This window comes from Acidovorax sp. AC410 (assembly GCF_979253235.1).
The window spans coordinates 6,155,431-6,167,187 of the sequence record NZ_CEEDCG010000001.1 but is presented as its reverse complement, the minus strand read 5'-3'; the positions used below and the strand labels follow the sequence as shown (position 1 = coordinate 6,167,187).

Here is an 11,757-nt window from a genome sequence, read left to right as displayed (position 1 = left end):
GCCGAAGGTAGCACAGCCCCGGCGGATTCAGGAGGCCGCTTGCGGCGTGGCAACGCCCAGTAGCGCGTGGAGCCTCGGGCTGGTGGTCGTGTACTGCAAGGCCACCTTGTCGCCGCTCAGGGCCTCGGCCGCGGCAAAGGCGGCCAGCGTGGCTTCGTGAAAACCGCACAGGATGAGCTTGCGCTTGCCCGGGTAGGTGTTGATGTCGCCCACGGCGTAGATACCGGGCACGCTGGTGCGAAAGCTGGCGGTGTCCACCACCAGCTGCTTGCGTTCGATGGCGATGCCCCAGTCGGCAATCGGCCCCAGTCGCGGGGAGATGCCCAGCGCGGCGATCAGGCAGTCGAGCGGTTCGTTGGCCGTGTGGCCCTCGGTGTCCACCACCTGCAGGGCGGTCAGGCGCCCGCCCTCGGCCACCACGCCGGTGATCTGGCCGACGATGACCTCGACGCGCCCTGCATCGCGCAGGGCCTGCAATTGCTGCAGCTGTTCTGGCTGCGCCTGGAAGGCATCGCGGCGGTGCAGCAGGCGAATGCTGGCCGGGGCGTCGGCACCGGGCAGGGCCGCCAGGGCGATGGCATGGGCCACGGCAGCGTCATCGCCGCCATGCACCACCACGCGCTGGCCGGCCACCGATGTGCCAGCGGGCAGGTGCTGGTAGTGCACCTGCGTGCCCACCCAGGGCTCGATGCCGTCGACCTTGAGCGTGCGCGGCACGAAGGCGCCCACGCCCGCGGCGATGAACACGCTGCGCGCCAGCAGGGCCTGGCCCTGGCTGGTTTCGACGAGGATGCGGCCATCGTCCTGCAGCGCCACGGACGCGACCAGGGTGCCCAGGTGCCAGTGCGGCTTGAACGGGGCGATCTGCTGCAGCAACAGGGCCGCCAGCTCGCGCCCGCTGCACACGGGCACGCCCGGGATGTCGTAGATGGGCTTGTCGCCGTACAGCTCCACGCACTGGCCGCCGGCATGGGGCAGGGCGTCGATCACATGGGCGGTGATGCCCTGCAGGCCGAGCTGGAAGACCTGGAACAGGCCCACGGGGCCTGCGCCGATGACCACGGCATCCGTGGCGATGGGAGGGGACGGTTGCGCGAGCGTGGACACCGGCGAATGCAGCGATGCCGCTCAGCGGACCAGTTCGTTGACCTTGCCGGGCTTGCCGTTCCACTCGTCGGCGTCGGGCAGGGCGGGCTTGCGCTTGGTGATGCTCTTCCAGCCGTCGGCAAAGGCCAGGTCGGCGTTGATCTTGATGAAGGCGATCTGGTCGGCCGGCAGGTCCTCTTCGGCGAAGATGGCGTTGGCCGGGCACTCGGGGATGCAGACGGCGCAGTCGATGCACTCATCGGGGTCGATGACGAGCATGTTCGGGCCTTCGCGGAAGCAGTCCACGGGGCAGACGTCCACACAATCGGTGAACTTGCACTTGATGCAGTTTTCGGAGACGACGTGGGTCATGACGAGAGTTGTGTGGGTCAGTGAAAACCCTCTATTTTAGGAGCTTTCACCGGCCTTGGGTTGCGGGGCCCCTGGGTCTGAGGGGGTGACTCAGGGGTTTGGGGCACACAAAGAGGTGCCCATTGCGAATGCGGATCAGTTGACCAGGACGGCGCCGGCCGTTTTGTGGCTCGCCGTGTCCACCAGGATCAGCGAGCCGAGCACGCGTGCCTGGCCGAAAGGGGCCGCGGGCAGGGGTTCCTGCAGCAGCAGTTCCACGTGGCCGATGGCGTTGGGGTCGAGTTGCGTGGCGTCGTCCTCGGCCAGGGTGTTGATGTCCAGGCGGTGCACCACGCGCTTGACCTTGGCCTTGACCCAGCGGTGCCCGTGCAGCGCCCAGTACACGCGGCCGGCCACCAGGGGCTCGTCGTCCATCCAGGCCACGGTGGTCAGCAGCTCGCGGCTGGCGGGCCAGGCCGGCACGGCGGCAGGGGTGTCGAAATCGTCGTCGGCAGCCGCCGCAGCAGGCGTGGGGGCGGCCAGGATCCAGTCGCCGCGCGACACATCCACCTCGCGGTCGAGGATGATGCCGGCGCTCTGGCCCGCGTCCACACCCACGGGGCGGCGCGCATGGTCGAGCACCTGGGCCACGGTGGCGCTCTGGCCGCTCGGGAAGATCTGCACGGCGGTGCCCGGTGCCACGCTGCCTGCGGCCACGCGGCCCCAGAACACGCGGCGGCCCTGCGAGGTATCGGACGAGGAGGAGAACTTCTCTACCCACTGCACCGGGAAGGCCAGCGGCAGGCCCGTGTCGGCCGGGGTGTTGGGCAATTGTTCGAGCACGTCGAGCAGCGTGGGGCCGTTGTAGCCGCACCAGCCCGCATGGGCGTCGACGACATTCCAGCCCTTCAAGGCCGACACCGGCACCGTGGCGCGCACGGCAATGCCGGCCGCCTCGGCGAACTGGGCCAGGGCGGCGCTGATGTGGGCGAAGGCCAGGGCCGGGTCGGCCACGGCGTCGAGCTTGTTCACGGCGAACACCAGCGAATGCACACGCAGCAGGTGGGCCAGCAGCGAGTGGCGGCGTGTCTGCGGCAGCAGTGCCAGGGCAGGGTTGTTCCAGTCGAGCTTGGTCGCATCGACCAGCACCACGGCGGCGTCGGCACTGCTGGCGGCGGTGACCATGTTGCGCGTGTACTGCTCATGGCCGGGCGCATCGCCGATGATGAACTTGCGCGACTCGGTGGCGAAGTAGCGGTAGGCCACGTCGATGGTGATGCCTTGCTCGCGCTCGGCCGAGAGGCCGTCGGTGAGCAGGGCCAGGTCGGTCTCGCCGCCGCGCTGCACGCCGGCCAGATGGTCTTGCAGTACGGCGCGGCTGTCCACCAGCAGGCGGCCGATCAGCGTGCTCTTGCCGTCGTCGACGCTGCCGCAGGTGATGAACTTGAGGGCCGAGGCATGGTTGCTGCCGGCGCTGGTTGTGGCCGGGGCGGTGGCTTGGTGTGCGGTGGTCATCAGAAATACCCGTCCTTCTTGCGCTTTTCCATCGAGGCATCGCTCGTCTTGTCGTCCATGCGGGTCGCGCCGCGCTCGCTCACGTCGGCGGCCAGCGTCTCGATCACGATCTCGGCCGGGGTTGCGGCCGTGCTTTCCACCGGTGCGGTGCAGGTGATGTCGCCCACGGTGCGAAAGCGCACGTCGCGCGTCTGTACCGTCTCGCCTTCGCGCGGTGGCGTCAGCTCGGTCACGGGCATCAGCAGGCCCTTGCGGTCCACCACCTCGCGCTTGTGCGTATAGTAGATGCTGGGCAGGCCGATCTGCTCGCGGTCGATGTACTGCCAAACGTCCAGCTCGGTCCAGTTGCTGATGGGAAACACGCGAAAGTGCTCGCCGGGCTGCAGCCGGGTGTTGAACAGGGTCCACAGCTCGGGGCGCTGGGCCTTGGGCTGCCATTGGCCGAAGCTGTCGCGGTGCGAGAAGATGCGCTCCTTGGCGCGCGCCTTTTCCTCGTCGCGGCGGGCGCCGCCGATCAGGGCATCGAAGCGGAACTCCTCGATGGCTTCGAGCAGCGTGACCGACTGGTGTACGTTGCGGCTTTCACCGGGGTGGGCCAGGCGCACCGTGCCGCGCGCCATGGAGTCCTCGACGTTGCGCACGATGAGCTCGGCGCCCAGCTCCTTGGCGCGGGAGTCGCGGAAGTCCGTGACCTCTTTGAAGTTGTGGCCCGTGTCGATCATGAGCAGCGGGTAGGGAATGCGGCCCGCGCCGAAAGCCTTCTCTGCGCACTTGAGCATCACCAGCGAATCCTTGCCGCCCGAGAACAGCAGGGTGGGGCGCTCGAAGGCAGCGGCCACTTCGCGCAGGATGAAGATGGTTTCCTCTTCCAGGGCGTCGAGGTGCGAATTGTTCAGGTGGTGGCTCATGTTGTTGTTCTGCAGCAGCGCGGCATCGGTGCGGGCGTTCATGGTCGGGTCTGCGGTGGGGTCAGTGCGCGATGTGCAGGCCGCACTCGCGGTTCTCTTCGCCCTTGGTGGGGTCCACGTAGTCGAAGTTGTTCGGCAGGCCGTGCTTCTGGCAGTACTCGTACAGCTCCTTGGACGACCAGTGCAGCAGCGGCGCGACCTTGATCAGGCCGTCGGGGTTGATGCTCACCGGGTCCATCTGGGCACGCACGGCGGTGTCGGTGGCGCGCAGCGCGGTGAACCAGACCTTGGGGGCTGTCTCGCGCAGGGCGCGGGTAAAGGGTTCGAGCTTCACTTCCTCGGTGAAGGCGGCGTGCCGCGGATCGTCCAGACCCGGCGTGGCGCCCTCCACCGCCTCGCGGTGCGCGCGCGAGCGGCGCGGCAGGTAGATCCTGAGGTTCAGGCCGAGCTGTTTCGCCACTTCGTCGGCAAAGCGGTAGGTGGCTTCGGTGTTGTAGCCGTTGTCCATCCAGACCACCGGCACATCGGGCTGCACGCGGCTGACCATGTGCAGGATCACGGCCTCGAAGGGGCGGAAGTTGGTGGTGACGATGGGGCGCTGGCCCAGGCCCAGGGCCCAGGCAACGAGGCCTTCGGCGTTGCGGCCGAGTTCGGCATTGATGGATGCGAGATCGAATTGGCTCATGGTGTCAGGCGGTGGCGGCCTTGTCGGCGAAGATGGGCTGGTGGTTGACCGCGTCGCCCTGGTAGAAGCCAGGGAACATCTCGAACTGGCGCTGCGCGTCGGCAGCGTCCACGCCCTCGCGCAGCACGGCCGACGAAAAGCCCGTGCGCTGCATCTGCACCAACTGGTCGATCAGCACGTCGCCCGTGGCACGGATGTCGCCCTTGAAACCGCGGCGGCGGCGCAGCAGAAAGGCCTGGCTGAAGGCCCGGCCATCGGTGAAGCTGGGGAAGTGCAGGTCCACGCGCTCCACGCCGTCCAGCGCCAGCGCCAGGGCATCGGCATCGTTGGCCAGGGCCACGCTGCGGGTGTCGCCTTCGGCAGGGGCCTGGTGGTCTTGGGATGCAAGTATCTTCATGGGATGTCTATCTTGTTTCTGGGGCGGGCTCAGGCGGCAGCCACGGCCTCTTCCTTGTGGCGGGCCGTCTTGGCGGCTTCTTTGAACGGGTCCAGGCCGGCGCGGCGCACGGTGGACTGGAAGGTTTCGCCGCTTTCGCGCAGGTCGCGGTAGGTGCCGAGCACGGCTTCGATCACGTCGGGCACTTCGGCCGCCGAGAACGAGGGGCCGATCACCTTGCCGGCCACGGCGGGGCCGGACAGGTCGGAACCGTCCGATCCGCCCAGCGTGACCTGGTACCACTCCTTGCCGTCCTTGTCGACGCCCAGGATGCCGATGTGGCCGCTGTGGTGGTGGCCGCAGCTGTTGATGCAGCCGCTGATGTGCAGGTCGATCTCGCCGATGTCGTCGAGCTCGTCGAGGTCCTGGTAGCGCTGCGTGATGGCTTCGGCGATGGGCAGCGAGCGCGCATTGGCCAGCGAGCAGAAGTCGCCGCCGGGGCAGGCGATCATGTCGGTGAGCAACTGCACGTTGGCGCTGGCCAGGCCCAGGGCCTTGGCTTCCTGCCACAGGTCGAACAGGCGGCTGGCGTGTACCCAGGGCAAGAGCACGTTCTGGTCGTGCGTGACGCGGGCTTCGCCGGCGGAGTATTTGTCCACCAAGTCGGCCAGGGCCGTGAGCTGTTCGCTGGTGGCATCGCCGGGCGACTGGCCGGTGCGCTTGAACGACAGCGTGACGGCGCGCAGCTGTGCATTCTTGTGTGCGTGTACGTTGCGTTTGAGCCAGCGGCCAAAGGCCACATGCTCGGCGGCCTGCGCCTGGAGTGCGGCTTCCAGCGCGGCAGGGTCGGCATCGGCAATGTCCTCCAGCACGGGCGGCACGAAGCAGGCGGCCACGCGATCAAACTCGGCCTGGGGCACGGTGTGCGGGCCACCGTCGATCTCCATGATCTGGCGGTACTCTTCTTCCACATCGTCGATGTACTTCTGGCCTTCGGACTTGACCAGGATCTTGATGCGCGCCTTGTACTTGTTGTCGCGCCGGCCGTGCTCGTTGTACACGCGCACGATGGCCTCGATGTAGTTCATGATCTGGTTCCAGGGCAGGAACTCGCGGATCACGGTGCCGATCACCGGGGTGCGGCCCATGCCGCCACCCACGAAGACCTTGAAGCCGATCTCGCCAGCCTCATTGCGGGCCATGTGCAGGCCCACGTCGTGCCAGCCGGTGGCCGCGCGGTCGTCTGCTGCACCGCTGATGGCGATCTTGAACTTGCGCGGCAAAAAGGCGAACTCGGGGTGCAGCGTGGTCCACTGGCGCAGGATTTCGGCGTAGGGGCGGGGGTCGATCAGCTCGTCCACGGCCACACCGGCCAGTGCATCGGTGGTGGTGTTGCGGATGCAGTTGCCGCTGGTCTGGATGCCATGCATGTCCACGCTGGCCAGCAGGTCCATCACGTCGGCCGCCTTGGACAGCGGGATCCAGTTGAATTGCACGTTGGTGCGCGTGGTGAAGTGGGCGCAGTTCTTGGGCAGAAAGGTCGTGCCCAAGAGGCCCTGGCCGTCCATGGCGGCCTTGAACACGGCCGCTTCGGGTTCGTCGTAGTCCCGCGCGATGGTGGCCAGCACGCGCAGCTGGCGGCTGGCGATCTCGCCGTAGGGCACAGCCACGCGCAGCATGGGCGCATAGCGCTGCACGTACCAGCCGTTCTGCAGGCGCAGGGGGCGGAAATCGTCTTCCGGCAGCTTGCCGGCTTGCCAGCGCTCAAGCTGGTCGCGGAACTGGCGCGCGCGCTGGTGGACGAATCGGGTGTCGAATTCTGTGTATTGGTACATCGTGGGCTACTACTCAGATCAGTATCAGTTTGGCGCCTGCCCAGGCCAGCAGGACGGACAGGGCGGAGCGGATCAGTCGCTCGGGCGTGCGGGTGACCAGGCGGGAACCCAGCCAGATGCCCGGCAGCGAGCCAGCCAGCAATTGTGCAAGCAAACTCCAGTCCACGGAGCCCAGTGAGGCATGGCCCAATCCTGCCACCAGGGTCAATGGCACGGCGTAGGCGATGTCGGCGCCGATGATGCGCGGCAGTGGCAAGAGGGGGTACACCAGCAGCAGCACGGTGACGCCGATGGCGCCCGCACCCACCGAGGTGAAGGTCACCAGTGTGCCGATCACCGCGCCCAGCAGCACGGGCAGGCTCCAGTGGCGCGGGCGGGTGGCCTGCTCGGCGTTGGCCAGGCGCAGGGCCTGGTCGGCCGCCTGGCGCTGGCGCGAAAAGGCCACCACCTTGTACAGCGTGGCGGCGGCCGTGAGCAGCAGGGCAAAGCCCAGCGTGGTGGTCATGATGCGCTGGGCCTGGCCGCTGGCCGGGCCCAGTTCCTTGAGCGCCCACAGCGCGAGGATGGCCGCGGGGATGCTGCCCGCGCACAGCTGGCCCACCACGCGCCAGGGCACCAGGCGCTGGCGCGCCATGCTCACGGTGCCCCCCATCTTGGTGAAGGCGGCGAACAGCAGGTCGGTGCCGATGGCCAGGTGGGGTTTGACGCCGAAGAAGAAGATCAGCACAGGCGTCATCAGCGAGCCGCCGCCCACTCCGGTCAGGCCGACGATGAGGCCTACCGCAAACCCCGCAAAGACAAACGCCAGATCGTGCATGCCAGCGAATGTAATAGCGCTCCTTATGGAAACAAACTATTGTTTTGTCCTGCCCTTATGCGGATAAGCTTATGCGCCAATGCTGGAGCGGGTTTGCGGCGGGTGAAGAGGTTTCAGGCCCTTGTTGCATGCGGGTTACACACTGGCCAGCCGTTCGGCACCCAGTGCCCTGGCCAGCTTCGCATCCATCGGCAAGGGCTCGCCCTGCATCCGGGCCGCGAGCAGCTCGCCGCACAGGATGGACAGGGTCAGCCCGCGCGCGCCCATCGCCGTGCAGGCCCACAGCCCCGGCAGGGCCACGGCATCGACCGGGCCCACCACCGGCAACCTGTCGTGCAGGGTGCAGCGCACGGCGGCCCAGGTGTGCAGGCCGCTGCCGGGCATGCCCGCCTCGCTCGCGGCCGCAAAGTCGGACTGCAGGCGCTGCGCTGCGCCGGGCAGCAGCCCCTGCATCTTGCCGTGGTTGGCGGCATGGGCCTCCCGTTGCTCGGCGGGCGTGGGAGGCAGGGCGGTCATGCCGCGCTCGAAGGTCGAGCCCATGATCCAGGCGCGGGGCGCATCCGGCCCGTCCGACAGCGGAAAGTCGGGCACCAGGTTGCCGTTGCCGTTGAGCGGGAAGGGCGCCAGTGGCGCTTCGCCGGGCGCATAGGTGCCGATGGATACCTGGCCGCGCAAGGCCTGCAAGGGCCAGTGGCTGGCCAGCAGCGTGCGGCTGTCGGCGCCTGCGGCAATCACCACCACCGGGGCCTGGGCGAGCACATGGCCCTCAGCGTCCAGCGCCTGCCATGCGGCGCCGGGTGCATCGTCCACACGCTGCAGCCGGGCCACGCGGCAGTCGCCCTGCCAACGGATGCCCGGGTGGGCCAGCAGTCCTTCCACCAAGCGCGCAGGGCGCAGCCAGCCGGCATGGGGATGCCAGTTGGCGGGGGTGTCGGCCGGCAACTGGGCTTGCCGCAGCACGTCTTCGTTGGCTGGCTGGCTCCAGTCGGCGCCGGGGCCCTGGGCCCAGGCGGCGGGCAGGGCCTTGTTGCGGGACTTGTCGGCGGCATGGCGCTCCAGCACGCCGGTCTGGCCAAAGTCCTGCCCCTCGCGCAGCAGCGCACGGGCCTGGGCGAGGGTGGCACGCACGCCGCTGCGCGACAGGCGCGAGAGCAGGCTGTCGTCGGGCGAGACATGGGGGGCGAACACGCCGGCGGGCAGGCCCGAGGCGCCGGCTGCCGGGGCGCCAGCCTGGTCCAGCACCTGCACATGCCAGCCACGCCGCGCCAGGCTGGCTGCGCACGCCGCGCCGGCCACGCCGGCGCCGATCACGATGCAGTCGCCCGGCGGCAATGGATCAGGCTCCGGGTGTGCCGGCGCTGCAGTGCGCGGCTCCCAGCGCGGGTTGTAGGTGGCGTGCAGGTTGTCGCGCTTGGGCGGCACGCCGGGCATGCGCGTGACCTCGAAGCCGCACTGGGCCAGGGCATCGCGCACGGCGCGCGCGATGGTCCAGGTGGCCAGCCGCGTGCCGCGCCGGCAGCAGCGCGCCACGGCCTTGAGGGTATGGGCATCCCAGATCTCGGGGTTGCGCTGGGGGCTGAAGCCATCGAGGTAGACGGCATCCACCGTGAGCGCCTGCTGGCGCAGCATGGCCTGGGTGTCGCCCACGTACAGGGTGAGCAGCACCCGCCCTTCGTCGAAGCTGAGCCGGTGAACGCCCGGCAGCAGGCCCCACCACTGGGCGTGCAACTGCTGCGCCAGAGGGGCCAGCTCGGGGTGGGCGCTGGTGGCGCGCAGCAGGTCATCGGCCCCCACGGGCCAGGCCTCGGTGGAGACGAAGTGCAGCAGCGTGCAGCGCTCGGGGTCGGCCCTCCAGGCAGCCCAGGTCACCAGGAAGTTCAGGCCGAAGCCGAACCCGGTTTCCAGGATGCGCCATTGCGCTTGCCCGGCCCACGCCTGCGGCAAGCCACAGCCGTGCAAAAACACCTGGCGGGCCTGGGTGAGGCCGCCGTTTTCACTGTGGTAGCGGTCGCCGAAGCGGGGGCTGTAGGGGGTGCCGTCCGGCAGCCAGTCGACAGGCTCGGACATGGGCAGGGTGTGCGCTGAGCGCTTACTCAGGCGTTGGGGGCACGTAGCCCGCTGCTGCGTCGGCACCGCCGCCGAAGAAATGGTTCTCCATCTGGCGCGCCAGGTACTGGCGGGCGCGCGCGTCGGCCAGGTTCAGGCGGTTTTCATTGACCAGCATGGTCTGGTGCTTGAGCCAGCCGGCCCAGGCCTCCTTGCTCACGCTTTCCCAGATGCGCTTGCCCAGCTCGCCCGGGTAGGGAGGGAAATCCAGGCCTTCGGCTTCCTTGCCGAGCTTGATACATTGAACGGTGCGTGCCATGGGGATTTTCCTTGTAAATCGTGGTGCGAGCGAAGTGCTCAGATAGTTTCGGTATAAAGAACTGAAATCTTAGTTGTTTCAGTTTTGATGGCTGCCTCACAGAATGCGATCCATCGGTGTCCAGCACCCGTTCGCATCCCTAATTGAAGAGGCTCCTCATGAACTTTCGCCGCGACTTTATCAAGTTTCCCTTCGCTCTCGCCCTTGCGGGTGGCTTGGCCCTGACGGCATTGCCGTCGTTTGCCCAGTCCGTGACCCTGCTCAACGTCTCCTACGACCCCACCCGCGAGCTGTACGTGGAGTTCAACCAGGCCTTCGCCAAGTACTGGAAGGGCAAGACCGGCCAGGACGTGACGATCAAGCAATCGCACGGCGGCTCGGGCAAGCAGGCGCGCTCCATCATCGACGGGCTGGACGCCGACGTGGCCACGCTGGCCCTGGCCGGTGACACGGACGCGCTGCACACCAACGGCGGCTGGATCCCCAAGGACTGGCAAAAGCGCCTGCCGCACAACAGCTCGCCCTACACCTCGACCATCGTGCTGGTGGTGCGCCAGGGCAACCCCAAGGGCATCAAGGACTGGGACGACCTCATCAAGCCCGGCATCAGCGTGATCACGCCCAACCCCAAGACCTCGGGCGGCGCCCGCTGGAACTACCTGGCCGCCTGGGAGTTCGCCAAGCGCAAGCTGGGCAGCGACGCCCAGGCCAAGGATTTCGTAGCCAAGCTCTACGGCAACGTGCCCGTGCTGGACACCGGTGCGCGCGGCTCCACCATCACCTTCGCCCAGCGCAACCAGGGTGACGTGCTGATCGCCTGGGAGAACGAGGCCTACCTGCTGGAAAAGGAATTCGGCACCAAGTTCGACGTGATCGCCCCCTCGATCTCCATCCTGGCCGAGCCCGCCGTGTCGGTGGTGGACAAGAACGTGGACAAGAAGGGCACGCGCGCCGTGGCCGAGGAGTACCTCAAGTACCTGTACACCGAAGAGGGCCAGGACATTGCCGGCAAGCATTTCTACCGCCCCGCTGTGTCCGAGAAGGCCAAGGCCAAGTACGCCAAGCAGTTCCCCAAGCTGAACCTGTTCACCATCAACGACGCATTTGGTGGCTGGGACAAGGCGGCCAAGGACCACTTTGCCGACAACGCGAGCTTCGACCAGATCTATACACGCAAGTGAGCCCCGCCGATCGCGCAAAGGACAGTTCTCCATGTCAGCCCTCTTGATTGCCGGCAGCCCGTCGGAACGCTCGCGCTCAGCCGCATTGCTGGACGCCGTGGCCCAACGCCTGTCGGTGCGCGGCGCGCTGGTGGACCGCATCCACATCCGCGACCTGTCGCCCCAGGCCCTGCTGTTGGCCGATTTCGCCCACCCCACGGTGGTTGGCGCCGTCGACCAGGTGGCGCAGGCCCGCGTGCTGGTGGTCGCCACGCCGGTCTACAAGGCGGCCTACAGCGGCGTGCTCAAGGTCTTCCTGGACCTGCTGCCGCAGACCGCGCTCAAGGGCAAGATCGTGCTGCCCCTGGCCACGGGCGGCAGCCCGCACCACATGCTGGCGCTGGACTATGCCCTCAGGCCCGTGCTGCAGTCGCTGGGCGCCAAGAGCATCCTGCCCGGCATCTACGCCACCGACTCCCAGGTCGCCCTGACGCCCGAGGGCGCCTACGACCTGCATGCCGACATTGCCGCCCGCCTGGACGAAGCGGTCAACGTGCTGATCACCGAAACCCTGCGCCCACCTGCGGCGCAGGCAGGCCGGTTTGCTCCGGTGCATTTCTCGCAGGTGCGATGTAGCGTCTGACGCCGTGGTTGTCGCC

12 protein-coding genes are annotated in these 11,757 nt (G+C 68.0%); 2 read left to right on the top strand and 10 right to left on the bottom strand.

Annotation, left to right across the window (positions count from 1 at the left end):
* Positions 1-27 precede the first annotated feature (27 nt).
* The 10 genes from AC0IZS_RS28645 to AC0IZS_RS28600 form a co-directional block, all read right to left on the bottom strand.
* Positions 28-1,107 (bottom strand): NAD(P)/FAD-dependent oxidoreductase, encoded by a 1,080-nt coding sequence (locus AC0IZS_RS28645; protein WP_471638787.1) that lies wholly within the window; start codon positions 1,105-1,107, stop codon positions 28-30.
* A gap of 21 nt (positions 1,108-1,128) precedes the next feature.
* Positions 1,129-1,458: a ferredoxin FdxA gene (fdxA, locus tag AC0IZS_RS28640; protein ID WP_179680748.1), complete on the bottom strand. Its 330-nt coding sequence runs from the start codon at positions 1,456-1,458 to the stop codon at positions 1,129-1,131.
* A 135-nt stretch (positions 1,459-1,593) separates the two neighbouring features.
* Positions 1,594-2,952 (bottom strand): sulfate adenylyltransferase subunit 1, encoded by a 1,359-nt coding sequence (locus AC0IZS_RS28635; RefSeq protein ID WP_471638786.1) that lies wholly within the window; start codon positions 2,950-2,952, stop codon positions 1,594-1,596.
* The gene (cysD, locus tag AC0IZS_RS28630; RefSeq protein WP_471638785.1) at positions 2,952-3,902 is read right to left on the bottom strand and encodes a sulfate adenylyltransferase subunit CysD; all 951 of its coding nucleotides are present in this window, start codon (positions 3,900-3,902) and stop codon (positions 2,952-2,954) included. Before cysD ends, AC0IZS_RS28635 begins: the two co-directional genes overlap by 1 nt.
* Before the next feature lie 19 nt (positions 3,903-3,921).
* Positions 3,922-4,545 carry a phosphoadenosine phosphosulfate reductase domain-containing protein gene (locus AC0IZS_RS28625; RefSeq protein WP_471638784.1) on the bottom strand — a complete coding sequence of 208 codons (624 nt, stop codon included), beginning with the start codon at positions 4,543-4,545 and terminating at the stop codon, positions 3,922-3,924.
* A 4-nt stretch (positions 4,546-4,549) separates the two neighbouring features.
* On the bottom strand, positions 4,550-4,942 hold the full coding sequence (locus AC0IZS_RS28620; RefSeq protein WP_436217505.1) for a DUF934 domain-containing protein: 393 nt from the start codon (positions 4,940-4,942) through the stop codon (positions 4,550-4,552).
* A 29-nt stretch (positions 4,943-4,971) separates the two neighbouring features.
* Positions 4,972-6,756, bottom strand: coding sequence for a nitrite/sulfite reductase (locus AC0IZS_RS28615; RefSeq protein ID WP_471638783.1), 1,785 nt, complete (start codon positions 6,754-6,756; stop codon positions 4,972-4,974).
* A gap of 13 nt (positions 6,757-6,769) precedes the next feature.
* Positions 6,770-7,573, bottom strand: a complete 804-nt coding sequence (locus AC0IZS_RS28610; protein ID WP_471638782.1) for a sulfite exporter TauE/SafE family protein — start codon at positions 7,571-7,573, stop codon at positions 6,770-6,772.
* A gap of 135 nt (positions 7,574-7,708) precedes the next feature.
* On the bottom strand, positions 7,709-9,640 hold the full coding sequence (gene mnmC / locus AC0IZS_RS28605) for a bifunctional tRNA (5-methylaminomethyl-2-thiouridine)(34)-methyltransferase MnmC2/FAD-dependent 5-carboxymethylaminomethyl-2-thiouridine(34) oxidoreductase MnmC1 (protein WP_471638781.1): 1,932 nt from the start codon (positions 9,638-9,640) through the stop codon (positions 7,709-7,711).
* Positions 9,641-9,662: 22 nt separating this feature from the next.
* Positions 9,663-9,938 carry an oxidative damage protection protein gene (locus tag AC0IZS_RS28600; RefSeq protein ID WP_471638780.1) on the bottom strand — a complete coding sequence of 92 codons (276 nt, stop codon included), beginning with the start codon at positions 9,936-9,938 and terminating at the stop codon, positions 9,663-9,665.
* 158 nt (positions 9,939-10,096) lie between these two features.
* Here AC0IZS_RS28600 and AC0IZS_RS28595 point away from each other — a divergent pair, with 158 nt between their 5' ends.
* Both AC0IZS_RS28595 and ssuE read left to right on the top strand, forming a co-directional pair.
* Entirely contained in the window at positions 10,097-11,119 is a 1,023-nt protein-coding gene (locus AC0IZS_RS28595; protein ID WP_471638779.1) for a sulfate ABC transporter substrate-binding protein, read from the top strand.
* Positions 11,120-11,150: 31 nt separating this feature from the next.
* A complete protein-coding gene (gene ssuE, locus AC0IZS_RS28590; protein WP_471638778.1) occupies positions 11,151-11,741 on the top strand; it encodes an NADPH-dependent FMN reductase in 591 nt (196 codons plus the stop codon).
* The last annotated feature ends 16 nt before the right edge of the window (positions 11,742-11,757 follow it).

Excerpts from the sequence above, each read along its gene's own strand:
- fdxA (WP_179680748.1), bottom strand. The coding sequence starts at position 1,458 with ATGACCCACGTCGTCTCCGAAAACTGCATCAAGTGCAAGTTCACCGAT.
- AC0IZS_RS28635 (WP_471638786.1), bottom strand. The coding sequence starts at position 2,952 with ATGACCACCGCACACCAAGCCACCGCCCCGGCCACAACCAGCGCCGGC.
- cysD (WP_471638785.1), bottom strand. The coding sequence starts at position 3,902 with ATGAACGCCCGCACCGATGCCGCGCTGCTGCAGAACAACAACATGAGC.
- AC0IZS_RS28625 (WP_471638784.1), bottom strand. The coding sequence starts at position 4,545 with ATGAGCCAATTCGATCTCGCATCCATCAATGCCGAACTCGGCCGCAAC.
- AC0IZS_RS28620 (WP_436217505.1), bottom strand. The coding sequence starts at position 4,942 with ATGAAGATACTTGCATCCCAAGACCACCAGGCCCCTGCCGAAGGCGAC.
- AC0IZS_RS28615 (WP_471638783.1), bottom strand. The coding sequence starts at position 6,756 with ATGTACCAATACACAGAATTCGACACCCGATTCGTCCACCAGCGCGCG.
- AC0IZS_RS28610 (WP_471638782.1), bottom strand. The coding sequence starts at position 7,573 with ATGCACGATCTGGCGTTTGTCTTTGCGGGGTTTGCGGTAGGCCTCATC.
- mnmC (WP_471638781.1), bottom strand. The coding sequence starts at position 9,640 with ATGTCCGAGCCTGTCGACTGGCTGCCGGACGGCACCCCCTACAGCCCC.
- AC0IZS_RS28600 (WP_471638780.1), bottom strand. The coding sequence starts at position 9,938 with ATGGCACGCACCGTTCAATGTATCAAGCTCGGCAAGGAAGCCGAAGGC.
- AC0IZS_RS28595 (WP_471638779.1), top strand. The coding sequence starts at position 10,097 with ATGAACTTTCGCCGCGACTTTATCAAGTTTCCCTTCGCTCTCGCCCTT.
- ssuE (WP_471638778.1), top strand. The coding sequence starts at position 11,151 with ATGTCAGCCCTCTTGATTGCCGGCAGCCCGTCGGAACGCTCGCGCTCA.